The following is a 23,933-nucleotide window of genomic DNA, read 5'->3' as shown; positions in this document are numbered from 1 at the left end:
CGGATGGACTTTATCTTTTCGCAACTGGCTGGGTTTGGGACCGCCTTCGTGGGCCTGGCAATAGACCCGCTGACCTATCTGTATTTAGTCGCTTCCGTGTTCCTCGGCATCACGTTCGGCGCATTGCCCGGTCTGACGGCAACCCTGGCTGTGACGATTCTGACGGGTTTCTTTGGCAACAAAATCCCACTGGACTATTCGCTCATCGCGTTGCTCGGGGCCTATGTAGGCGCGATTTACGGCGGCTCTTACCCCTCAATTCTATTGAATATACCGGGCACAGCCGCCAGCGCGGCGACGGCCATGGATGGCTACCCTTTGGCCAAAGCGGGTCGAGGGGGCGAAGCGCTTGGGCTGACCACGACGGCCAGTTTTATTGGTACAGTTATCGGGACCATCACGCTTTTGATTTTTGTCTGGGCGCTGCTTTTGGTTTCAAAGAACATCGCAAGCCCGGAGAAAGCGCTGCTTGCCCTTTTCGGCATTCTGCTTTCTGGCACTTTGATGAGCGAAGACCTGGTGATTAAGGGATGGATCGCCGGTCTGATCGGGCTTGCGATGTCCATGGTGGGGCTCGACCCTCTGTTGTCTGAGCCACGCTATACCTTCGGCTGGTCATACTTGATGAGCGGGTTTCAAGTTGTGCCAGTTTTGATGGGGGCTTTTGCCATTCCCCAAATCATCGACGGTTTGAGGCACGTCGAGGCCGGGAAGGTTCTGGCCCTGAAAGGTCGTATCCTTCCAAACCTTCGATCTATTCGACGCTACCTACCCACCATTGGCCGGTCAGGAGTGATCGGGACAGGGGTCGGAGCACTTCCCGGAGTAGGCGAGGATGTAGCCGGTTGGGTCAGCTACGGTGTTGGCAAGACCGTATCCGCCGAGGGCGACAAGTACGGAAAAGGCTCCTTGGAAGGTCTGTTGTGCTCAGAGACCGCAAACAACGCCTGTATTGGCGGCGCGCTGATCCCGCTTTTGGTGTTGGGCATTCCCGGTTCACCACCCGCCGCCGCTTTGATGGGGGCGTTCAAGATCAACAACGTGATCCCGGGGCCGACGATTGATCCCGAAATCATTCTGCGCGTGGTTGCGATTTTGGTGCTCGCGTCGCTGACTATGTTTCTTATGGGGATTTTCACGGCTCGCGTCTTTATCAAGATACTCGCCATCCCGCAGACCATCTTCTTGCCCGTCGTGATGGTTCTGACAACAATTGGGTCATTCAGCGTTGGTGGAGGCATCAATGATCTTTACCTGATGCTCGGTGTCGGTGCCGTTGCCTACTTCATGAGCCTTATGAAGTACCCAATCGCGCCGTTGGTTATCGGGGTTATCCTAGGCGGCCTGTTTGATGAAACCTTCCGCCGGTCGCTGTTCTTGTCGGACGGGGATCTTTCGGTCTTCTTTTCACGACCCGGTGCGGCCATTCTTCTGGTGCTCAACATTGGTCTGATCCTCAGCCAACTGCCCGTCGCAAAGCGCGCTTTCTCACGTCTGAAAGGACTTTCTGTCTGATGCTTGTAGTTACTGTCACCTTCACTCTCAAGCCCGGTACGAGAGACACCTTTTTGCCGTTGATGGTCGAAAACGCTTCAACCTCTTTGCGTGAAGAACCCGGATGCCAGCAGTTTGACGTTTGCCTCGGCGACGATCCCGAGAAAGTTTTCCTCTATGAACTTTATGATGACAGCGTGGCGTTTTCTGCCCACCTAGAAAGTGCGCATTTTCAGTCCTTCGATACGGCAGTGGCTGATATGATCGCCACCAAGGTGGTTCACCAGTATTCCGAGGTCATCCGATGAACGATTGGGAAATCCACGCGGTGAAGTACGCGGATCGAAATGCCCGGACACGCGCTGATAGTTTCATCGTCGATGATAATCATGACGCGCCTCATGCGATGGATTATTTCGTTTGGGTGCTCAAACGTGGCAACAAAGTCATTCTGGTCGATACTGGCTACGACTCCGATGAGGCTGCCGCCCGTGGTCGTCCCATCGCGATGGACCCTCGCGAGGCTCTGCGTCCTCTAGGCATCGCGCCGGAAGCGGTGACTGAGGTCATCGTGACCCATCTTCACTATGACCACGCAGGGGGGCTGCATATGTTCCCTAACGCAAAGTTGCACATGCAGTCGGCGGAAATGGCCTTCGCCACGGGTCCTTGCATGTGCCATGACCACCTGCGTGCGCCTTTCACGGCTGGCCATGTTTGCGAGGTCGTAAAGCGTCTCTATTCAGGTAAGGTCGTGTTCTACGATGGAGAAGCTGAGATTGCAGATGGGGTCACGGTGCACTGCATCGGGGGGCATTCACGCGGGTTGCAATGCGTTCGCGTTAGAACGGCAGCCGGGTGGATGGTACTCGCCTCTGATGCCTCGCATTACTACGAGAATTTCATGGCACGCAAAGCCTTTCCCATCGTCGTCGACCTGCAAGACATGATGGATGGTTTTGGGACGCTAGAGAGATTGGCCTCGCATCCTCGACTTATCGTGCCCGGCCATGATCCACTTGTGCGTGAGATCTTTCCAGTCGGAGCGGCACCGCATATTCATAGGCTGGATCCTGGGCCAACCAGGGACATCAAATTATGAAGATCGGCGTCATAGCGGACGATTTTACCGGTGCGAGTGATATTGCGAACACCTTGGCAAAGGGTGTCGAGCCGGAAGGTGGACTACGAACGGCTCAGTTCCCGGGTATCCCGAATACCCCAGCCGACGAGGAGATTGAAGCGGGTGTGATCTCACTCAAGAGCCGCACCGCACCGACTGAGGAAGCGGTAGCGGACAGCCTGCGGGCCCTGCGGTGGCTCGCGGACCAAGGATGCCAGCAATTCATTTTCAAATATTGCTCGACCTTTGATTCCACGATGGAGGGAAACATCGGTCCCGTTGCGGAAGCACTGGCCAACGAACTGGGCGCGCAAAAAGTGATTTTCTGCCCGGCCTTTCCGACCACGGGTCGCACTGTCTATCACGGCCATCTTTTTGTGTTCGACAAGCCGTTGAACGAGTCCGGGATGGAAAACCACCCACTTACTCCGATGACGGATGCCAACATTAGGCGATGGTTGCAGCATCAAACCAAAGAAGCGGTTGGGTTGGTGTCGATCGACGCAGTCAAGCGAGGATCAGAGGCGATTGCGACAGCTTTGCTGAACGCCGACGAACGCTTTGTGATCGGTGATGCGATTTCGGACGAAGATTTGTTGGCTTGGGGCGAGGCTCTAAAGGATGCCAAGCTCATTACTGGGGGATCGGGGATTGCACTGGGGTTACCCAAAAACGTCGTGAGAGGGACTTCATCTAAAAGTGCTGGTAGTGTGTTCACTGGTATCGCTGGACCTGCAGCGATCCTTGCCGGGTCGTGCTCGGGTGCAACACGTGGGCAGATTGATGTTCATTCGCAATCCCATCCGTCCTTCGCCATTGATGTGCCAGGCGTCATGTCCGGGGATGTGACCACGCAAACGCTTCTGGATTTCTTTGAAACGCATCCGGGTCAGGCGCCGCTCGCGTATTCATCAGGAAGCCCGGATGATGTGCGCGCGATCCAAAATCAATTTGGTCAGGAAGCAGTTGCGGACAGGTTGGACAATCTCTTTGCAGATACAGCCCGACAACTTGCCGAAACGGGCTACAAGCGCCTTGTCGTGGCCGGAGGTGAGACGTCGGGAGCTGTTGCCAAGGTCATCTCTGAGGCAGTGGGGTCTCCAGCCATGTCAATTGGGCCAGAGATTGATCCGGGCGTGCCAGTCTTGAGCGTTGGGAAATCTGAACCCATTGCGCTGGCCCTAAAATCTGGAAACTTTGGCGCTCCGGACTTTTTTGCGAAAGCCCTCAGAATGATGGAGGTCGGCAAATGAGATCTGAAGAATTGGCTTTACGACAGCAGATGTCGGAACTGTGCGCCTCGCTGTTTGCGCGTGGCTTTTCCGTCGGCACTGCGGGCAATGTTTCCGCGCGCCTACATGACGGGATTCTCATGACGCCAACAAATTCGACCTTGGGCGATATCGACCCCGAGCGCATCGCCAAGATTAGTTTGGATGGCAGCCACGTCTCGGGCGATAAGCCGACAAAGGAAGTCTTTCTGCACCAAGCCTTCTACGAGACGCGGCCAGAAGCGGGCGCCGTGGTGCATCTGCATTCAACTTGGGCCACTGCACTGTCGTGTTTGGAAGACACCGATCCCAATGACTGTATTCCGCCGCTGACACCATACGTGGTCATGCGCGTCGGCACGGTCAAACTGGTTCCATACGTTAAGCCGGGTGACCCGAAATCTGGTGATTTGATCCGTGAACTGGGCGGGGAATGTAGAGCTGTTCTGCTGGCTAATCATGGCCCGGTCGTGTCGGGAAAGGACCTCTTCTCTGCTGTCTGTGCAGCAGAAGAGCTGGAAGAAACGGCCAAGCTGCTGGTGGCTTTGCGCGGTTTGCCAACCCGCCTACTGGATGCTGAACAAGTCACAGAACTCAAAGAGACTTTCGGAAGGATGTAGTCGGACGCCGATAGGAGGAGTGTACAAACAATTGGGAAAATCGTGAAAAGTTATTCGCAAGCACGCTTGGGTTTAGTGAATGCAATCAATTGCAGGAACGCACCGTTATGAGCGCGCTTACATGATGCTTAGGTTTGCGCATAACACTACGCGTACCCCATAAGTTTGCGTAGTTTGCCTGTAGTCTTGCGCTGCGCGATTGTCTGCCTTAGCGACGAATTTTGTCAGTTTTTGTCGTAGTGATTGCGGTCATGTTTCTTTGCGGCGTTCAACCCCAAAAAGGGCCTCTCTAAGGAACCTTAGGTGCCATGCGGCCTTTTTGCTTGGATTCTCGCGAAGGTCTGCAATGCGCGGCAAGCTGACTATGCAAATTCTGGTGGGCGGATGAACCAAACGACCGGCTGGAAAAGAAAAACGGACGTTTTGAACCCAATCCAGCCGTTTTTGCAGGCCGGAGTTCTCTGGTAGCGTCGGGTATTTGCCAAAAACCTACAGCTGAGACCCAATTGGTAAAATACTTAAAAATCCGGCAACTATGTGATCCCAGGCCGATCCTGTCGGCTCGGATTGGTACTCAAGAACGTTGCCATCATCGCCTCTTGTCGTCCATTTAAGCTGACCAGCTTTCTCGAGCGTCACGTTATATGTGTATGCGGGTAGCGCGTCGTCCAAGGCACCCATGGTCTGTGTCGCCAATACTGGTGAGTCAATCAGAATTCCCATCTCGGTGTTGATGTTGACAGATCGCGGATCCCAGTTGAACGATCCTACGAACAAGTATCGGTCATCGACTGCAAATGCCTTGGAATGTAGGCCTGACCTAGATTGAGCCCAGTTAATACCGCGGCGTTGGACCTGATAGGCGTCCGGTCGCAGCTCATAGAGCTCTACTCCACCGCGTAGAAGTGCACGGCGTTTCTTGGCATAGTGCGCGTAGACGGGTGCGACGTCGTTAGAGGCAAGTGAATTGGTTACAACCTTTACGTCGACGCCGCGGCTTTCCAATTCGGTCAGCCATTTCACACCGTTGTTACGCGGCACGAAATAGGCGGAGACGATGTTCACTTCACTGCTGGCATTCTCAAAGTATGGGAGCAACTGAGATGCCAGAACGGGACCTGAGTTCTCGAGACCGGCGGCTTTTGATGGCGGATCAGCGTAAAGCTTTGCAGGCAGCCAATCCAGTGATAGGGCTCCATCTGCGAAGTTCTCTTGCGCTGACTTTCTGAGGGCCGCGCCATACTGAGTCTGCTTCGCTTCCTCGACCAGTTCGTTCAACCTGACTCGCGCATCAACAAGGTCAAATTCCTGGGGTTCTCCAACGACTACCCGAGCCGGAACGGCGAATTCGCTGTTCCAGTATGAGTCAAAGCTTTGCGACACCTCGCGTACAACGGGGCCTGCGGCCAGGACATCCAAATCAGCGTAGTTCATTTCTTCTCGCGCGAGAAAGTACTCGGCGCCGATGTTCCTCCCACCCACAATCGTGAACACATTGTCTGCCGTCATGGACTTGTTATGCATTCTGCGATTGATGCGTTTGAAATCGGTCAAACCTGCGATCAGAAGGCTTTGTTCCCGCCAGAATGGATTGAACAGCCGAATTTCAATATTTTTGTGATTGTCCAACGCGGCGGTCATCGCATCATAGCTGGACGTATCCATGTCATCCAGCAACAATCGGACACGAACACCCCGATCGGCTGCCTGCAAAAGACTGGCGGCGAATAGGTGGCCCGTTGGGTCGTCGTGTAGAAGGTAGTATTGCGCATCTATCGTTTGCTCGGCCGCCGCAGCGAGCAACAGCCGCGAGACAAGAGCTTCTTCGCCGTCACTGATCAGCTTTACGCCCGACCGACCGTCTTTGGGATCGCCAAGCCGATTGGCCGCCCGACTGAGAGCTGTGCGCGAGTCTGCCGGCAGCGAAGCCGATACCGTCTTTTCATATGTGCGAGTTTTGGGGGCGCAAGCAACAAGGGTCAGCGTGCACAAGATACAGACCACCAACTTCCATTGTGTCATCAGTTTCCTCCATCCCCTAAAATTAGGTGACTACGCCGAGACGGGTGATTGCAAGTCTGTTCTGTGAAGCATGAGACTGTTTCGCCGGGCGTTGTTGTTTTGGTGAAACCCTTAGCTTTCGCATGCTGGCATGTGATTTTGACGCAATCTCAAATCAAACGTACTCTACCAGCGACCAAGTGCGAACGAGGACCATGCCTGATCCCGAACACAGAAATAACTCCGCTGCGGAGCCTTCGCGGCGTGCTGTGGCCGACGGTATCGGCGTGGCAACGGAGGAGTTCAAAATCTCGATGCCAATCGGGATCGGAGCTGTCTTGGCTGCTTTGGCTTCTTTGGCCACGTGCTATTCCGGGATTTTACTGACCTATTTGGTTGGCTACGAAGCGCTTTCTATAAACCCACATGCGCAAGCGGTGCTCATGTGGGTGTTTGCATTGTTGGCGGTTAGTTTCTTGTGGAGAGACCGGAAACGGCATGCCAAGGAGCTCCCACTCGTCCTCGGTGGGATTGCTGCCGTCATCCTGATTGTCACACTGTACTTCGGCTATGATGAACGCGTCGAAGCTTTGGCCTATGTGCTTTTGGTGATCGCGGCTTTGCTAAACCAGAACTTTATACTCGATGCTTTGAACCACACAGTTCGCAACCAGACACATGAAATAGAAGCGTTGAACGAAAGACTGACTGAGAAGGTAAAGCGCCAGGAAGGCGAGATTGACAGGCTGGGGCGTCTCAAACAATTCCTTGCGCCGCAAGTTGCGGAGCTTGTCGTCGAAGAAAACGCTGACGAGCTTTTGAATACTCATCGTCAATACATCGCTTGCCTATTCTGCGACATCCGGAATTTCACCGCCGTTTCCGAGGCGATTGAGCCGGAGGATGTCATTACCCTTCTCCAGCATTTCCACGATGAAGTTGGCCATTTAGTTGCCAAACACAAAGGAACAATTGGATACCGAGCCGGAGACGGATTGATGGTCTTCTTCAATGACCCGGTTCCCTGCGATCAGCCCGTCCTGCAAGCCGTGCGGCTGGCTAAGGCAATAAGTGAAGCTTTCGAAGGAATCCGAGCACCCTGGCAGAAACTCGGACACGCGATGGGTTTGGGTATTGGGATCAGTAGTGGTTACGCGACGCTTGGGCTTATAGGGTTCCATGGTCGCGCCGACTACACCGCAATAGGTGGGGTTGTGAACACAGCATCCAGACTTTGCGACTTTGCCAGCGACGGGCAGATCCTTTTGAACCAACGGGCGCTTCTAGACATAGAAGAACATGTAGAGACCGAAGAAATGGGAGAGCGGGAACTGAAGGGCATCGGTAACCCTGTGCAGATTTTTCGTGTTATCGGCCTATCCCACCAAGCCAAATGATGCTCTATCTCTATGGGAATCCAATGGATTTTCGTATTTTCAAAGGTCTGCCTTGGGCTGCTAGCGGCCTTTACGTACTTTTCAGAGAACGGCAGCACTGAACGCGCGGCGGCAATCCTACGGATCGCTAAACGCTACACTCAACGGGTGTAGCCGATGGATTGGAAGCTTTTCCAAGCATCTTGGAGAGGTGACAAGTGGCGGAAAACACGTGCAATAAGTCTAAGTTCACCGACCACTCGGCGACGGAAATTTCGTGATCGCTTTTAGCCATGTAAAACAAAACGAGCGCGACTGGGCCGTTTTTTACTTGTCCCGGATCAAGAGTGGAAAGATCGTCGAACATTGGGATGTTCAGGAACAGATCGGCCCGAAAGAGACTTGGAACAACTCTGGCAAATTCTAGGGGAGTTGAGCGACATTTTTTTCTGGCGGCGGTTGAAGATGAATTCTTTTTCAGGGCAACGGCGCATTAGCGATGGTTCAACATTCCAGAAATCGAATGGTTGTATTTGATTGACCCCGCGCGATAATCTGATTGCATCAAAGGATTGGCCGAACATGTGTGGAGCTTTTAATGAACAGGTTGGCGCTGACAGCAATGGCATTGATCTCCACTGGCGCGGTGTGGGCTGCTGGTATGGAGCGGTGGGGTGAATCCGGGGACTGGACAATCCTGATTGATCCCGAAAAGGGCAACGGCTGTCTTGCTTGGAAGCCCTTTGAAGACGAAATGACCGTTGAAATTGGCGCGGCGCCCAATCAGGCCGGCGGTTTTTTTGCCGCCTACAATCCGGCCTGGGTGCAGATCGAGGACGGCGCGACCGGCATCGTAAAGTTCGACTTTGGTGATGCAAAATTCGAAGGCGAAGCGGTTGGTGTCTACAAGAATGGAGTTCCCGGTGGCTATGCCTTTTTCGACAACCCAGCGTTTGTGACCGAATTTGGAAAACGCCAAAGCGTTACGATTATTGGCGAAAGTGGCGCCGAGGTTGAACTCGACCTCAGCGGGTCCGCAAAAGCCATTGAGGCCGTTCTGACGTGTCAGGCCGAACAGCCGGAACCACTGAAGAACTAGGTCACGCCCGACTACTGCAATTGATTGATGTCCGGCACGCACGGTTGCCTGTCGGCAGGCATAACATCAGCGCCCTCTGGAGCCTTGCTTCTAGACCCACCCACATCCAGCTTGAACTTTGGCGACGAAAGCTGACCCGTTACATCAAATGGCCAAGCGCTCCGGGATAGGGGTTTGCCGACGCGACGAGGCTCTGCTCTCAATGCGATGCTATCGTTCAGCCAGTCCACTTGCCCCCTGGCCACCAGTTGAACCGATCCTGTTTCGATGACGATGGAGTTTGAACTGACGCGCCCGGCTTGGATATCAACCGGGGCGACCACGCAAGTGATGTCGGTATAGCCTTGTCGGAACTCTTCTGAAAAGAGCCAGGGGAAAATACCTAGCCCGGCCAACTCTAGTAGACTGGTACTAATGTAACCTTGCGACATCGACAAAGACGCTTTGCCGCGCATGGAGTTGATGAAGGCCTTGCCCGAGGCGGTACTGCCAGAAACGTTGAACTCACCGCTCAAACGTCCATAGGCCTCAATACCAATGCCCAACTCATCAAGGATTTCACCGAATTCCCATCCTGAGGTCGATCCTGACAATGAAAGCCAATCAGGTGAGTCAATCAGGTCCATGACCGCCCGCAGGCTGAAGTTTCCGCCACCATAAGCCATCTGAAGAGGCCCGAAATCCACGGTTCCGTCTTTGGCAGACAATTGGCTTGAAACAGACGTTACGCCTAGCTGGCCTACAATCTCTTTGAATTCGATCTGCACCTCGACGTCAGCTTCTCGCAGCACGCGTTGTACATCCAGAAGATCGGCAGGTTTACTTTTTTCCTTTGGCAATACCAAGGGCTGGACGTCTGTCTCCTTCGGTAAAACCAAAGGTTGAACTTCGGCTTCAGGTTCCTTTGCGGTTTCGCCTACCAAGCTTTTCAGTTGGTCCAGCACGGCAGTTAGGTTCTTCAGGTCGTTGAGGTCGAGCCTTTCGCTCGTGATGTTGCCCCGAACAACAGAAGCACCCTCGGGAAATTTTGCGTCTAAAGCCGCAAGAAGATGCGAGGACCCGGCTTCGAACTGGATTGCGGCATCAAAGTCCTCGCCCTGTTTGGAGGTTTCCGCATCGATAGATAGTGATCCGATTTCGACAGGTTGCAGATTCACTGCGGTCAGAAACTCGGCACTGTCGTCGATGTCCAATTCCACGTCGAAATCGAGACCGGCAAGCCCTTTTAGCTCGTTGACAGACAGTGCGAGATCGAGCGCCCAGAGATCGGTGCCGTAGGTGGTCGCGTTAAACCTGTTGAGTGAAACCGGCCCACCCGCGTTGGATATGTTGAAATCGGCTTTGATGCCGCCGAACTGGTCAACGTAGTCTGCATCGAGGTTGGGCAAAATCAACTTGGCGGGCCCGTTTAGCTCCCCATCGAAAGTCGCGTCCTGAAGCTGAAGCAGATCGAGGATTTCACCTTCGGCTTTCAGGACAGGCTCTTCAATTGGACCGGCTTGTAGCGCGATGCCCAGCATGGCGAGCCGTCCGTCTGGCATGCGGCGAATGCTTTGGATTGAGGCTGGGCCGATTACGTCCAGCCCCTGGTTAAATGCATTGGTTTGGAACAGCAACTTCTCGAATTCGAAGGAAGCCAGGGATCCGACCATATGCATTTCAAAGCCGGTGAATTTAAGTTCCTGGATACTTTTTGCTGCTGGCGGCGGCTGTCCTTCAGGATGAAGCCGCGCGTTGAAGAGCAGATCAACGCCCTGAGCGGTGTAGAGGTCCTCTATTGAACCCTCAGCTTCGAGTTTTTGCCCGTCCTCCAGACTTACAGTTGTTGTAAACGCCTCAATCTTCAGAGCGTCCTGAGAAACGAGTTCTGCTTGCAGCTGACCATTGCCTTCTAAAACGCGTTCCAGCCCGATGACGTCCAGAAAATCACCGAACTCACCTGTGTCCATTTCCAAGACTGCGCGATAACCGCCCCCTTCGTCTGCGGAGAAGGGCTCGCCATCGTAGCTTACGGTCATTTCGCCAAAACTGGCGCGCGTCGTAAACGGCGCGGCGTGTGGGTAGTCGCCTTCGATTTCGAAAACCTGACCGTTGACGGAGCCGGAACCAGAGACCTTTGTTCTTTGTCTATTGTCTACTTGTTCGAGCGCGAGTGATTGAAGGTCAAACACAAATGAGAAGCCCGAGACCTTGTCGTCAATGTTTAACCCGATTGATGTGAAACTTACGTTCTTGTCGCTCAGAAAGTTTAGGATCCCACCGCCTTCCGTACCGCTCTCATTGGTACTATCAGCGCTCGCGACGTCTTCTTGATCTTCCGTTGATACTGTTTCCTCAGATTCGGGCCTGCGTGTTGGCCTGTCTGTTCGCCAGCTTGTGGTTCCGTCTTCGGCCGTCAGAAGATTTGCTTGGAGGCCTTCCACGACGAGATTGTCAAAGTGCAGGCGCCTGTTGGCCAAAGCGGCAATATCCAGCTCCAGCTCCAGCAGGTTCAATTCCACAAGAGCTTCCTCCGGCATTGTCAAGCTCGGGATGACCACACCACCGACGTAAATGTAACTCGTGCGGCCAAGCGCGACGCTTACATCATCATTGACAAGAAGTGGCCGACCAATTTGTTCCGAAAGAACTCTTTCCACAAGGTCGCGCCGCATGTCCGAGAACATCGGAGCAGCAAACAACAACCAAACAAACGCGACTGCTGCGAAAGCGAGAAGTGCGACAAGCCCAATTATCCTAAAAAGCCAAACCCTCATGCGCTCCCCTATCGCCGCCTTCGCCGTTCAGTCTCTCACAAGCAGATATTCGGCCCACTAAACTGAATGCATTTTCTGAACCTTATTCGGGTCAGTTGGGCCGTGTCACTATTCGTCTTTGATAGCCCCGCCAGTCGCTTTTATTCTTCCCATCAGTACACTTGCCCTATTGGTCGTAGCCTCTTCGGAAGTCTTGGTTGGTCCAAAAATCTGAACGTCATCGACCTCCAAAGTAAACGCAGCCTTCATGAGGACGGGACCATCAACAACCAGCATTTCTTTCTGCGTCGGGTCGATCCTGATTTGACCGGTTACAACGATGGGCTCGTAAACTGTCGATGGTGACCAGGATTCACTCAGGCGCAAACGTACCATCTGGTTTGGTGGCGGAGGCGGTACGTGGCTGCACATTCCTCGTTCCGGAACGATATACGCCATTTGGGAGCCATCTTCGTCGCGGGGTGCCGGGATCACAAATCCGCCCAATGAAACGGTCACGCCATCGATGTCGACGTTGGCGGCTGTGCCCGCCTTTTCACGTCTTTCCATCACAACCCAGCGTTGGGAAATCAGCCAGTTCGCATCAATGCCTTCCTCAGCAAGGGTTGCTTCGGTTGCCTCAATATCCACTTGAATCTGGTCCAGCTGTTCTGGTGTGGCCCCGCCTTTTTCTTGCCGTGCGCGCAAACGGACCAATTTCCGAAGCGCGTTAAGCTGTTTGTCAGTCAATTCAACGAAAGGATCTTCGTAGTCTTGAGCGGATTCATCGATCAGGTCTGGCCACTCAACACGAGTGCCCTCCGAATGAGCCGGCAAAGCCAAAAAGCACGCGGCTATTACTGCAAAGGAAAGACGCATTGTCATATGCTCCTCAATTGTCCGCAAAACAGCTCCCATTGCCACTGGCTCCTACGTGTCATCACTCAGTTCCAACGGATTCCTGCGAGAGTCGGACGCGTGCTGACGAAAGGGTAGCAAGCGCAAAAAGTACAAGAAGGGCTTTTTCCATCGCTGGGCCTGGTGTCCGGGTTTTGACCTTGGGCCGGGGTTCACAGAAAGATCGCCCCGGCCAGCGTCAGGGCAAACGAGGTAATTCTTGCCCTGAAACACCGTACCTTAGTCTAGTTGAGAAGATCACCGACGATACCGACAGCATCAACAACGGTAGAGAGGTCATTCGTAACTTCGAGGACTTCGCCATCGACCTGAATGTAGCGGTTTCCATTGCCCGGCTCCTTCAGCTTCCATTTGGAAAGGTCCCCGATTTCTTCGAACTCCAGGTCAGATGGGAGCTTGGCACCGCGCGTGTAGCGCTTGATCTGGCCAGGTGGCACAGCCTTTGGGCCTTTGCCGGGTTTGTCTTCGATCTGAATGCTGACATCTCCGTCCTTGCCGCCCTTGTTCGGCTTCTTACCCTTGTTGTCTTTGGCATAAGCATCGCTGCCTCCAAGGATGAAAAACACAACTGATAAGGCTGCGAGAATTCCGTACACGATCTTCATAGACTGTTCCTTTGCTTCCTAACTTCATTCAACCGGAGTTGAAAATTCCGGCACGCGCTTCAGGGCTTCAACCATGTCCGCGCTCGTCATCAGTTCGATGAACCTGTAGTCTTTTGGCACCCCTTGGCTCAGACGCGAAAAATACATGACCTGCACCATGCCTGGATCGTCCGGGAAACGGACGGTGATGTAGTTCTTGCCATCTGCCAGTCCCCAAAAATAGCTTATCATCTCACCGCCCATTGCGGCGAGTGCAGCGCCCATGTCCTTTTCCCGGTCGGTCGGGTTGTCGATCATGGTTTGCCAGGCATCGGGGTTTGGTTCCCCGATCCCCAGATAGTATCGGCTTTGGGTTTGTTCCGCTGCTGCTCCAGCAACGCCGATCCCAAAAACGCAAAGAGCTACTGCGATTACTTTGTTCATTGATCGCTCCCCTGTTCAGGATCGACGATGCAAGGCGCAGGTGTCAAATTCCCGCATACTCCGCTCATTCGAGTGTATTCTTGTAGAAGACGCCATCTTTCATGATCACGCGAATGGTCTCGAACCCCCGATCCCGCGGTGCTGCATCAAACCACTTTGGATTTGCTCCAAGAACCGACAGATCCTCCAGCGGGTTTCCGTCGACGATCAGGATGTCTGCATAGGCCCCTTCTTCGATCACGCCCAGTTTGCCAGGGTACGGGTTCCGCTTGCCCGTCAGCTGCGCCAACTCGCCACCGGTTGACGTTGCGGACACCAACATCGCGTGGTTTCCAAACATCTGAGAAAAAAAGTACTTCTCAAAATCCCGGTGCGAACGACCAAAACCAATTGTTGACAATACCGTATCTACGTTGTGCACAACCTTGGGCTTGTGTTTCTTAATGTAGTCAGCAAGATTTTTTGACCCATCAAGATAGGACTCCAGTTTCGGTTTCACCGTCGGCATCGCGTAGTTTGGATGATTGAGTAGCTGTGGATCCAAACCTGCAACATTTAGCGCCCAGAAAATTCCCTCATCCGCAATGCGCTTAACGGTCTCTTCGCTCACCATCTGGCCGTGTTCCAGTGATTTGACACCTGCGTCCAGCGCAATGTTCACTGTCTCATCCGTATAGGCGTGGACAGTCACATAGGTATCAAAGAATGAAGCCGCTTCAACTGCTGCAGCAATTTCATCAACGCTGTATGCCACTGACCAAAGTGGATCGAGTTCTGACGACACTCCGCCACCGGCCATCAGTTTCAGGAAGCTTGCGCCATGGGCGAAGTTCAGTCGCGATGCCTTTCGAATTTCATCCGGGCCGTCAGCGATGTAAGAAAGATTCAGTCTCTTTCCCAATTCGTCAGCTTCATAATCATACGTCCGCTGAGTTGGGTTGCGCCAATCACCATGTCCGGAGGTCGGTCCGATCACTGCCCCTGCAGTGTAAATTCTAGGACCTTCTACAACGCCTCGATCAATCAGTTCTCTCAAACCGGAACCCATTCCACCGGTATCTCGAATAGTCGTGTAGCCATCATAAAGATAGTCGGCTGCGTTCTCGGTAGAGACCGCTCCAATCTGATCCCATTTAGCCGCCTGCATACCGACGAATGTCTGAAACACACCAGTAGCATAAATGTGGGTATGGCTGTCGATAAGGCCTGGCATCAGCGTGCGCCCACCTCCGTCAACAAGCGTCGCTTCGGGCGCATCAATACCGTCGGTCGAGACTGTCTTTATGAGATTGCCTTCAACCAGAACATTCGCGTTTTCGATCCGCTCTTCACTAATTCCGTCAAAGATATGCACATTGGTGAACAAGGTCTGCGGGAGTGCGTCCTGCGCCAACGCGTCGCTTGCTGCCAAGGAAACAAAACCAGCGATTGCTGTCAGTGAGGCCAGTGTTTTCACGTGTCAGTACTCCCATTTTCCAAGTTAAGGGGGCGCGGGATGTCGAGGTAAATTCACCCCGCGCGACACTCAATCGAGTGCATTCTTGTAGATCACGCCATCTTTCATGATCAGGTCGATGTTGTTGGTGTAGTCGACCAGGATCTCGGCGTCCTCGACCGGGTTTCCTTCAACAAGCAGCAGATCGGCGTATGCGCCTTGTTCGATCACGCCCAGCGGGCCTGCTGTGTAGGGATTGAGTTTTCCTGACAGTGCCAGAAGTTCGGCCGATTTTGACGTGGCCTGTTGCAGGATTTCGTACGAAGTCCACGCCTCCAGCCGGTATTTGAACTCGTCATTCTGCTTGGTCAGAGCCACCGGGTCGCCGATGATATCGGTCGAGAATGCGACGTTTTCGATCTCGTACTCTTTCAACAGTTTCATCTGGTTACGCGCACCGGCCTGAACATCAAGGAATTTGGGCGCTGCTGCCGGGCCAAGCGCCTTCTTGACAACTTCCTCATCAAGCCCAAGCAGAGAATAAAACGGGACAATCCAGGTGCCAGAATCCTTGATGGCCTGCGCCGACACTTCAGTCATCAGTTGCCCATGTTCTATGCTGATGACGCCCGCTTTCAGCGATCGCAGGATCGAGTCGTCGTTATAGGCGTGGACCATGACATAGGTTCCCCAATCGGCCGCCGCGCGAACCGATGCCTCCAACTCTTCCGGCAATCCTTGAACAGTGTGCAACGGATCAACCGAAGATGACACACCACCGCCTGCCATCACCTTTATTTGCACCGCGCCCATACGCAGCGCTTCGCGCGTTGCCCGCAGTACTTCGGGCACGCCATCGGCCAAGAACTCGACATGCTGGTTGAAGAAAGACGGCTGCGCCCCCATGAAGTTCGGATGGGGTTCGGTATAGACCCGGTGTTCGCCATGCCCCGAGGTTTGCGAGATCACAGGCCCAGAGGCGTAGATACGCGGGCCAATAGCCTTACCCCGATCAATCGCTTTTTGAAGACCAATTGCCGGGCCGCCCGCATCCCGCACGGTTGTGAACCCTCGCAGAAGCATTTTCTCAGCTTCAATCGTCGAAACTGCACCCCAATACATCCAGTCGAAGTTATCGCGCAGGTCAGCCACCGGTTCGGTGACCGTCATATGCACATGTGCGTCGATCAAGCCCGGCATTAGTGTGCGACCACCGCCGTCAATGATTTGGGCATTGGCGACGACCAGTGATTCCGCCGATACTTCTGCGATCAGGTTGTCCACGACCAGAACGTTTGCGTTCTCAATTCGCTGTTCATCGACACCGTTAAAAACGTGCACGTTGGTAAATAGGATCGGAAAGCTCTCTTCCTGCGCCAAACCTTGGCCCGCGATTGCCAGGCCTGCAGAAAAGGCTGTCATGGCCACCAGGTGTTTGAATTTCGGTGTCATTGAGGCCCTCCAAATACGAATCACAGATGTATGTTTCTGAATATGATTTTAGAGTGATTGCCGGATTTTGCCTGACAGTATGGCGGGCTTGGCCAAATTGATTTGGCATTCTGCATGCTTTTGGCACCTTTTTGTGTGCTTTCTGTCTTTCTGTCGTTACCTTCATGATATTTGAGGTCGGCATGGACGCATTTGACCAAAACGCCAAAAAGGCCTTGCCGTTGGTTCGGGCATCAGTTGCTGCACCCGTGGTAGCTGCTTTGCGTGGCGCCGGTGTTGAACCGGCTTTTGTTCTGGACCCTCTGGGCGTGAGCGAAGCTCAGGTGATGGATCGCCAGAATTTCCTGCCGCACGAGACGATTTATAAAATCCATCAAGCCGCTGCTGACGCAACATCACCAGACTTCTGCGCGCAAGTTGGTCAATCAATTGACCTTGTTCGGTTTCTGCCTCTTGGTGACATGTTGGCCGAGGCGTTGACGCTGGGCGACTTCTTTACGCGCTACACTCAAGCCGTCTCGAAAGAATCCAATGCGGTTACACAATCGCTGCTTGTGGAAGGCGAGCATGCTTATTTCAGTGCCAAGCGGAATTTCAGCATTTCGGTTTCGCCCGGACAGACCGACGCCTTTCTGGCGAGCATTTGGATATCACTACTGCACCGGGTTCTGGATTTCAGGTGGGACCCGAGCCAAATCATTTTACGGGTAAGCGAACCTGACGTGCTACCTAGGCACTTTCATGGTGTTCAAGCCATCAAGTGCGGCCCACAGGGTTTTTCGATCCGGTTTCCTTCACCTTGGCTTAGCCATCAGTTGCTCTCGGAAATATTGGAAAACCCGTCAGACCTGACAAGCGCTACCCTCAATCAGCATGCGCCTCAAGATTTCTTAGCCGGGCTTCAGGGCCTAATACGGATTCATCTTGGGGAGCCGGGATTTGGCGTAGACGAACTGGCGCGCCTGTGTGGTTTCCACCGGGAGACTTTGAACAATCGGCTGGCCCCTTATGGACTATCAGCATCTCAGGTCATATCTGGTGTCAAACTGGAAGAAGCAAGGAAGCTGCTGGGTCCGGCAGGGAAGTCCGTTGGTGAGACCGCACTGCGGCTTGGTTACGCAGACTCCACCGCGTTTTCGAGGGCCTTCCGAAAATGGTCTGGAATGTCGCCGTCAGCTTATAGGAATTTGGAGAAAGGGCGGGCCTGACCATCTCGGTGCCAATGCTGATCAAGGTTTCTATGCTTATAACAAGACTGCACCAAAAAGTGGTTTTGATGCCCAACAAGAAGATCGGTGAGCTAGTCCCAAGTCGTTGTCAGTCGCCTTGCATCCTTCTCGAAGGGGCTGAACTCTGCTAGTCAAAGTGCACCTTTGATTGAGAAGTAACGCGTATAATTGATGGGTTTGCCTGACAACTGCCAGCAATTGAATAGGCTATTTGAACAGAGCCGCGTTTTGGGTAAATCGTGCAAACTTTTGCGCAAACGGCGCGCAAGACTATGGGCGTGTACTCAGTAATTTTCTGAATGTAGTCAGTGACGGTGGCGCAGCGTTCCGCGCTCACCTACACAAGATTTAGGTGTGTGAAATGCAATTCGTAAACCTACAATCCAACAAACCTTGTCACCGCTGCTTTCGTTTCACCGATATAATGCAGCCAGAGTGTTTTGGATGCCGCGCTGGTACATCCCGTGCCATTGCGTCCACGTTTCCGAGATGCCGCAACGCTCCGTTGTTCAGCAACACGCCTCGACCAGCATCATACCGGCGCTGTCCAAATCCGCTGGCAACGCATTCCCAGTTTTCCTTGGCCGCAGCGTTGCGGAATCTCGGTAGGTCGTGCGGGTCATGCCGTCCAGGTGTCGCTGCGACATGATCGTGTTTCTTTGAATTGCTTTGGTGGGTTAAATGGTGGATCACTTGTGTTGAGCCAGGTTGCTGAACAGTACCGGTTGTCGGCCTCGGCCTTGGGCGCATGATTGTCACGACCCCTTGTGGATTCTGATGTCCTGGGACGGCTACATGAGTTGCCGTGGGTCTTGGTGTCAATTGTGGAACCTGGCCAGGAACCGCTATGGGAACCTGATTGGGAGTCGGGGTTGGGACAAGCGGTGGCACAGCAGTTTGGCCGGTAGGCTGAGGCGGGATCTGACCAGGAACGGCGACTGGTATTTGGTTGGGTGTCGCGGTTGGCACAAGGGGCGGCACATTAGGCTGAGGCGGAACCTGGCCAGGGACAGCTATCGGAACTTGATTAGGAGTCGCGGTCGGAACTTGCGGCGGCACAGTAGCCAATGGCGGAACCTGATTGGGAACGGCTGTCGGAACCCGGTTTGGTGTCGGATTTGGCACCAAGGGCGGAGCTAAGGTCGGCGCTACGACGGGCGTTGGAACTTGACCCGGAACCGCTATTGGCGTTGCGATCGGAACCCGACCGGGAATTGCGTTCGGGACCGCGCCCGGCGCAAGGACCGGCACAGCAACGGACGTGGGTGTTTGCTGTGTTCCCTGAGGCGGCAATTGATTTGCTACCGGTTGCGTTGGGCCAGTAATTTGGTTGCCTACCCCTTGCCCACCGGCCTGCCCACATCCTTGGCTCGACCGGTGCGGATTCCCTACGCCACGGCACCAACCGTAATGATTTCCCTGCGCGGCGACCTGCGTCGCGGCCAGTTCTGCAAACAAACAAGCTGCGGCAATTAAAGCAATGCGGTTCAGTTTCATAACATCCTCACCAACTTGTTGTCAGAGCAAGATACGCGCCAGGATCTCCAGAGTCAGTCAACGGACCGTCTCTCAAAGGGACACCGACATATCCGGACAGGAATAGGTTTTGCTTAAACTCAATGTCCAAACCCAGACCTGTCGAGGCCAGTGTAGCATTATCAACTTCAAAACTCGCAGGGTCATTGTTCGAGATGTAGCCCACGTCGAAAAAGACAAAGGGCGTTAAGCGATGAATGCTTTGGGAACTTGGAAAGTAGGAGTGAGACACTTCGAAAATCGCGGAAATCCCGGAATCACCATCCACTTCGTCAAACCGATATCCACGCAAAGCATAGCGATCACCAAGGAAGTACTCCTCGACCGAGGGCAGCCGATCGGTTGTGTACTGCCCCCAAATCTCAGTGCGCCAAGCTGTGTTGGGCGACAAGCTTGTTAGCGGGCTTTCATACCCGATGCCGCCCCGCAGATGCCAGAACGAAGAATCTCCGTCGTCAAAATTCGCGTCTGTCGTGTCGTTGTCATTATCACCAAAAGACAAGGTTAGCCCCGCTTCCAGAGCTTGTCCTTTTGGATAGTTTTGCCCGTAAAGATATGTGAGGCCAACGACACTCGCGTCACTGGACAATGGAACGCCGCCACTGACTGAGTCCGCTTCGGAAAGGCGATAATCCAGCAGAAGATAACCATAGCGGGCCACATCGCGGATCACGGGGTAACCCAACGCGACGGTGAAGTTCTCGCCATCAACATCTGTTCTTGCAAAATCACCCGAGAGGTCACGTTTTGCATTTATGTTTCCGTAGAAAATCTCACCGTACAGACCATTGCTGTTCAGCGGCGTGCGATAGGTAACAGCGCCCCACAAAGAGTGTTCGTCGTCTTTGTCCCAATTGTAGTTGCCTGATCCTTCAAAGCGCAGCAAATCCCCGACGGTCAGCGTCGAATAAAACTCTTGTACGACATAAAAACTGAGCGCCTCTCCAAGCTCTCGCGGAGGGTTGTCGAGTGTCGCACTGCCGGCTTGTTTGCGCAAAGGCTCTCCCAATACTCTCAGCCGAGCACCAGCTTGATCCGGGTAATCAAGTTCGGTCGACACATCCAAGTCGGGTATGTCCTCGGCCAACATAACGGCCCGCTCAAATCGTTTGAGAGTTATTGGATATGCGGTGGTGAGGGGGCGAAAAATCTTTTCCAAGGTTTGGAACGTGCGCGTATCTACACCTTCAATTTCGATGGTTTGAATACGCCCTTCATCAACAACAATGCTCTGTCCATCGGGACCAGGCCAGGCCTCAGCCAAGAAGTAACCGTCTTCTCGGTAGATCTGCGTGATCGTTGATGCGACCTCCGCCGCTGTGATGCGCCCCGACCGATCAAAGGCCAATTGACCGGCAAAAGTTAGCAGCTCATCCGTATCATACACAGTTACGCCGCTTACAGAGTGCTGGGATGCTATGTCCCAAGTCTGGGCCACGCTGTATTTTGGGACCGATACAATAGCCACAAAAGTGCAGATGATCGCAAATACAACCGAGTTTGGTACGGGCATTTTCCACAACCTTAGCATGATTGAGCATGTTAGAACCCAATCCTATTACGAGGTTTGAATGTCTGAGCTTGCCGGTATTCAAATTTGATCACGACTGGTGCTTTCGAGATACACAGCGACCAGATTACAGCGCGCCTTCGTCGCCCAGGAACTCGATACCAGCTGTCGCACCATCCGTGTAAGCAATACAATTCCAAGGAGCGCGATCCTCACCAACACCGACAGTGACTTGTGTTCCAGCTTCGCTAAACGCGGACGAGAGAACAACGACTTGCGAATTGTTCGTTGTTTTGGCCACATCTCGCAAACACGCCTGCTGAGCGGGCGTGGGTTCGGCAGATGCGCCCGACGTACTCGTTTCGTCACATGCCGCAAGCAATGCAAACAAAGTTGTGCCTGCAATCATCACTGTCTTTTTGGTCATTTTCTTCTCCATCAGGGTCCTTCGAACTTAATGAATTTGGACACTCCTTTTTGAAGCGCCCGCTTCTATTCAGCCAATTGAGCACAGCTCGATCCGGTGCTTACCTATCCCAAAGATTTGTCGCCAACGGATTGGTCGGGAGATCGATATTGAGTTGATTGCCGGGGCCGGTAACAACGGGGGTCAAATAAAGCCTAGTCGAATTCGCATGTTTGAATCTTATTTTTCATAAATCAACATTTTTTCCGCGCGTAAATTTCGCTACCCTTTTGAAAGATAGGTTTTTGGCGTTCAAACAAAAATAGAAGGCGGGAAAACCCAGAAGGGCGAAGGCGTACTTTTGGGTCCGCGAGGCGTTCTGAGGCCGCACAGAAACGAAGAAAGGATTGAATAATGGGATTTGGTGAAGCCGTTAAAACGTGTTTCTCGAAATACTTCCAGTTCTCCGGTCGGGCTATACGCTCAGAATACTGGTGGTTCTTCTTGTTTGTGGTTCTCGTGAGTGCGGCTTTGGCTGTGTTGGATACGATCCTATTCGGGACCAACCCCGAAACAGGGCAGGGATCACGGGTTCTGTCCTCTGTTTTCCAAATGGCGGTTCTCATACCTATGCTGGCCGCCGGTTGGCGGAGGCTACATGATACAGGGCGACCTGGCTGGTACTTGCTGCTGCCGATGGCGCTCAGCATTGTAACTCTTTTTGTTATGCTGGGTGGGGTGGCGTTCTTCTCGGTATTGGAGCAAGGGACCGAAAACCCCGATGCATTGCGAGGACCTGCGGCCGTCCTGGGCGTGACCGGTATTGTTGTTGTCTCAATTCTTCAATTGGTTCTGTCCATCCTTATGATCTGGTGGCTGACACGACCTTCCCAAGAAGGCGCAAACGAATACGGCGCACCTGTTTCCTAACCTGGTTGCCCGAGTATCGGCCCGGAAACTCTGGCTGAATGACAGTACGAACCACAACACCATGGAGAGAGAAAATGAGTTTCAAAAAGATTTCCATTGGAACGCTGATGATGACAATGGCAACCACAGCATCAGCGGAGTGGTCGTTCAACTCCGGGCCTGACCCCAATGCTTTTATTCAGACCGGAAACATGACCCTGGAACTTCAGTGTAACCGTATCCGCTTTGCTCCGGCTGGATATGAGGACAGCCAGGATATTGTGGACAAGCAGGGGCTCTCCATTCGATTTTTGAAGAACGGCACGACCGAAGTTGGCGCATTTCAGGTTGGCGCAGAAAACGCTGCTGTGCAGATCGTCGACAATTATCCTGTCGAAGTCAGTTTCGATAGCCAGCAGGATTATGGTTTTGTACTGGACCAGCTTGCTGCCAATGCATCCGTCAATCTGTCCATGATTGATCAAGATGTGAGCTACGGAATCTTTGAATTGAAAGGTTCCAGCGCGGCAATTCAGTCCCTTCGTTCAGTCTGCGATTCAGGTGCTAGCCAGGGGGCCTCCTACGAACCCCCAGAAGGCATCGTCTATTGTGGTGGCGGAGCGGTAGAGCGAGTCATCGAACCCGTAATTTTGGACAACCCGGAGGGAGAGTGGGACGCGCGAGTAACGGTCAACGGCGAGTCGATCAGAGCCATGACGGCCTACAGTTACTTCGGAAACTATGAGCCGCCCGCCGGATTTGTCGTTGCCCTGCTTGGGGAAGACAGATCCGAGTTTCTGATTTTTAGCGAAGGCTCGTCAAACTGGCTGGAGTACGGGGACTACAGGTATGATCAATGTAATTGATCCCACCCTCCAGCGGGCACCTTATCTTGTTTCCGAAGGCAGCTCGCCGAAAAACAGTCGGTAGTCTTTCGCAAACTGGCCCATATGCCAAAACCCGTGGCGGTTGGCAGCATCCGCTATTGAGCCATCGAAGGATCTGTTCAGAAGGTCCTCGCGAACCCGGTTCAGCCGGAGCCTCATGTAATATGACTTCGGGCCAAGGCCGAACTGTTCCTTGAAGGCGCGGTCCAATGTGCGCCACGAGGCTGCGCATTCCGAGCAGATCTCTTCGATTGAGATCGGGTCCTCCAGATTGGCAAGCATCAGATCAATTGCGCGGCTCAGGGCGCGCCGCCTGGTTTCGGCTTGGCTTTTGTCAAAATGCGCGTCCGTATCGGTCAGGATCTTGAGGGCCTCAAGCATCAGCGCCTCTTCAGTGTCCTGATACCAGATGGCAGTTGCGTCGTTCAGCAATCGGACGACGGCCCCCTGCAGTCGCGCCATGCTGGCCAACCCCGCTTTGGTGCCCAATTTGCGGGCTTCCGGTTCGTCGCCCTCGATGTAAAACCCGCAGGTTTCGGCCAGCTTTTCTAGCCTTTCGGTTGCAAACGAAACAACGCTTCCTGAAAACCCTGCGGTCGTGATGCCATCAAAGCCATCCTGATCACCGAAGACCAGAAAGGCGCTGTCCGTGACGTCTTTGGCCTGCCATTTTTCGATTGAGCCGCGCATGGGGATACCAAATGTCTTCCATCCGTCAGGCGAAACACCACGCTGGTGGACGCGCTGGTTCATCGAGATGTTGAGGGCAGAAACAGCCTGTCCTGAACGCACGGTTATCGCTGTGGACAACCGACCGGGATCGAGCTGCCGAAAGTCGATCTCCCAAGGCGTGAGCTCTCCGATTCTGTTTGGATGATCAAGAGATAGGGCCATCGCCGGTGAC

At 53.5% G+C, this 23,933-nt stretch carries 21 protein-coding genes; 10 read left to right on the top strand and 11 right to left on the bottom strand.

The genetic code is table 11. The features are described from left to right. Nucleotides 1-3: 3 nt before the first annotated feature. The 5 genes from ACR0C3_RS17405 to otnC are packed head-to-tail and all read left to right on the top strand — an operon-like array spanning nt 4 to nt 4,508. Entirely contained in the window at nt 4-1,515 is a 1,512-nt protein-coding gene (locus ACR0C3_RS17405) for a tripartite tricarboxylate transporter permease (RefSeq protein WP_480759674.1), read from the top strand. Next, nucleotides 1,515-1,802, top strand: a complete 288-nt coding sequence (locus ACR0C3_RS17400) for a putative quinol monooxygenase (protein ID WP_480759672.1) — start codon at nt 1,515-1,517, stop codon at nt 1,800-1,802. The genes ACR0C3_RS17405 and ACR0C3_RS17400 overlap by 1 nt, the downstream gene beginning before the upstream one ends. Then, on the top strand, nt 1,799-2,596 hold the full coding sequence (locus ACR0C3_RS17395) for an N-acyl homoserine lactonase family protein (protein WP_480759671.1): 798 nt from the start codon (nt 1,799-1,801) through the stop codon (nt 2,594-2,596). The genes ACR0C3_RS17400 and ACR0C3_RS17395 overlap by 4 nt, the downstream gene beginning before the upstream one ends. After that, a complete protein-coding gene (gene otnK / locus ACR0C3_RS17390; protein ID WP_480759670.1) occupies nt 2,593-3,870 on the top strand; it encodes a 3-oxo-tetronate kinase in 1,278 nt (425 codons plus the stop codon). Before ACR0C3_RS17395 ends, otnK begins: the two co-directional genes overlap by 4 nt. Continuing rightward, entirely contained in the window at nt 3,867-4,508 is a 642-nt protein-coding gene (gene otnC, locus ACR0C3_RS17385; RefSeq protein WP_480759669.1) for a 3-oxo-tetronate 4-phosphate decarboxylase, read from the top strand. Before otnK ends, otnC begins: the two co-directional genes overlap by 4 nt. A 489-nt stretch (nt 4,509-4,997) precedes the next feature. Here the strand turns inward: otnC and ACR0C3_RS17380 are convergent, their stop codons facing one another. Next, nucleotides 4,998-6,530 (bottom strand): phospholipase D family protein, encoded by a 1,533-nt coding sequence (locus ACR0C3_RS17380; RefSeq protein ID WP_480759667.1) that lies wholly within the window; start codon nt 6,528-6,530, stop codon nt 4,998-5,000. A 194-nt stretch (nt 6,531-6,724) separates the two neighbouring features. Here ACR0C3_RS17380 and ACR0C3_RS17375 point away from each other — a divergent pair, with 194 nt between their 5' ends. Next, complete coding sequence (locus ACR0C3_RS17375) at nt 6,725-7,906, top strand: adenylate/guanylate cyclase domain-containing protein (RefSeq protein WP_480759666.1); 1,182 nt, start codon at nt 6,725-6,727, stop codon at nt 7,904-7,906. A gap of 577 nt (nt 7,907-8,483) precedes the next feature. Then, nucleotides 8,484-8,984, top strand: coding sequence for a hypothetical protein (locus ACR0C3_RS17370; RefSeq protein WP_480759665.1), 501 nt, complete (start codon nt 8,484-8,486; stop codon nt 8,982-8,984). Nucleotides 8,985-8,995: 11 nt separating this feature from the next. Here ACR0C3_RS17370 and ACR0C3_RS17365 read toward each other — a convergent pair whose 3' ends face one another. From ACR0C3_RS17365 to ACR0C3_RS17340, 6 genes are all read right to left on the bottom strand, one after another. Beyond that, the gene (locus tag ACR0C3_RS17365; RefSeq protein WP_480759664.1) at nt 8,996-11,740 is read right to left on the bottom strand and encodes an AsmA family protein; all 2,745 of its coding nucleotides are present in this window, start codon (nt 11,738-11,740) and stop codon (nt 8,996-8,998) included. A gap of 108 nt (nt 11,741-11,848) precedes the next feature. Then, nucleotides 11,849-12,637, bottom strand: coding sequence for a DUF3299 domain-containing protein (locus ACR0C3_RS17360; RefSeq protein ID WP_480759662.1), 789 nt, complete (start codon nt 12,635-12,637; stop codon nt 11,849-11,851). A gap of 224 nt (nt 12,638-12,861) precedes the next feature. Further along, nucleotides 12,862-13,242 carry a hypothetical protein gene (locus ACR0C3_RS17355; protein WP_170357419.1) on the bottom strand — a complete coding sequence of 127 codons (381 nt, stop codon included), beginning with the start codon at nt 13,240-13,242 and terminating at the stop codon, nt 12,862-12,864. 24 nt (nt 13,243-13,266) lie between these two features. Further along, entirely contained in the window at nt 13,267-13,665 is a 399-nt protein-coding gene (locus tag ACR0C3_RS17350) for a hypothetical protein (RefSeq protein WP_480759661.1), read from the bottom strand. Between the two features lie 64 nt (nt 13,666-13,729). Further along, nucleotides 13,730-15,121: a metal-dependent hydrolase family protein gene (locus ACR0C3_RS17345; RefSeq protein WP_480759660.1), complete on the bottom strand. Its 1,392-nt coding sequence runs from the start codon at nt 15,119-15,121 to the stop codon at nt 13,730-13,732. A gap of 69 nt (nt 15,122-15,190) precedes the next feature. Continuing rightward, nucleotides 15,191-16,552: a metal-dependent hydrolase family protein gene (locus ACR0C3_RS17340; RefSeq protein WP_480759659.1), complete on the bottom strand. Its 1,362-nt coding sequence runs from the start codon at nt 16,550-16,552 to the stop codon at nt 15,191-15,193. A 182-nt stretch (nt 16,553-16,734) separates the two neighbouring features. Between ACR0C3_RS17340 and ACR0C3_RS17335 the strand changes: the two genes are divergently transcribed. After that, a complete protein-coding gene (locus ACR0C3_RS17335; RefSeq protein ID WP_480759657.1) occupies nt 16,735-17,760 on the top strand; it encodes a helix-turn-helix domain-containing protein in 1,026 nt (341 codons plus the stop codon). A 530-nt stretch (nt 17,761-18,290) separates the two neighbouring features. On the opposite strand, the gene ACR0C3_RS17330 is transcribed toward ACR0C3_RS17335, so the two are convergent. From ACR0C3_RS17330 to ACR0C3_RS17320, 3 genes are all read right to left on the bottom strand, one after another. Then, nucleotides 18,291-18,428, bottom strand: a complete 138-nt coding sequence (locus ACR0C3_RS17330; protein ID WP_480566198.1) for a hypothetical protein — start codon at nt 18,426-18,428, stop codon at nt 18,291-18,293. A gap of 857 nt (nt 18,429-19,285) precedes the next feature. Then, entirely contained in the window at nt 19,286-20,830 is a 1,545-nt protein-coding gene (locus tag ACR0C3_RS17325) for a ShlB/FhaC/HecB family hemolysin secretion/activation protein (RefSeq protein ID WP_480759656.1), read from the bottom strand. Nucleotides 20,831-20,954: 124 nt separating this feature from the next. Further along, nucleotides 20,955-21,266, bottom strand: coding sequence for a hypothetical protein (locus ACR0C3_RS17320; RefSeq protein WP_480668731.1), 312 nt, complete (start codon nt 21,264-21,266; stop codon nt 20,955-20,957). A gap of 381 nt (nt 21,267-21,647) precedes the next feature. Between ACR0C3_RS17320 and ACR0C3_RS17315 the strand changes: the two genes are divergently transcribed. Further along, nucleotides 21,648-22,163: a DUF805 domain-containing protein gene (locus ACR0C3_RS17315; RefSeq protein ID WP_480759655.1), complete on the top strand. Its 516-nt coding sequence runs from the start codon at nt 21,648-21,650 to the stop codon at nt 22,161-22,163. A gap of 74 nt (nt 22,164-22,237) precedes the next feature. After that, complete coding sequence (locus tag ACR0C3_RS17310) at nt 22,238-23,008, top strand: hypothetical protein (protein WP_480759653.1); 771 nt, start codon at nt 22,238-22,240, stop codon at nt 23,006-23,008. A gap of 21 nt (nt 23,009-23,029) precedes the next feature. On the opposite strand, the gene ACR0C3_RS17305 is transcribed toward ACR0C3_RS17310, so the two are convergent. After that, nucleotides 23,030-23,923 carry a helix-turn-helix domain-containing protein gene (locus ACR0C3_RS17305; protein ID WP_480759652.1) on the bottom strand — a complete coding sequence of 298 codons (894 nt, stop codon included), beginning with the start codon at nt 23,921-23,923 and terminating at the stop codon, nt 23,030-23,032. Nucleotides 23,924-23,933 lie beyond the last annotated feature (10 nt).

Source organism: Ruegeria sp. CK3 (assembly GCF_056536565.1).
The sequence above is the reverse complement of the archived record's forward strand: the minus strand, read 5'-3'. Positions and strand labels throughout refer to the sequence as shown.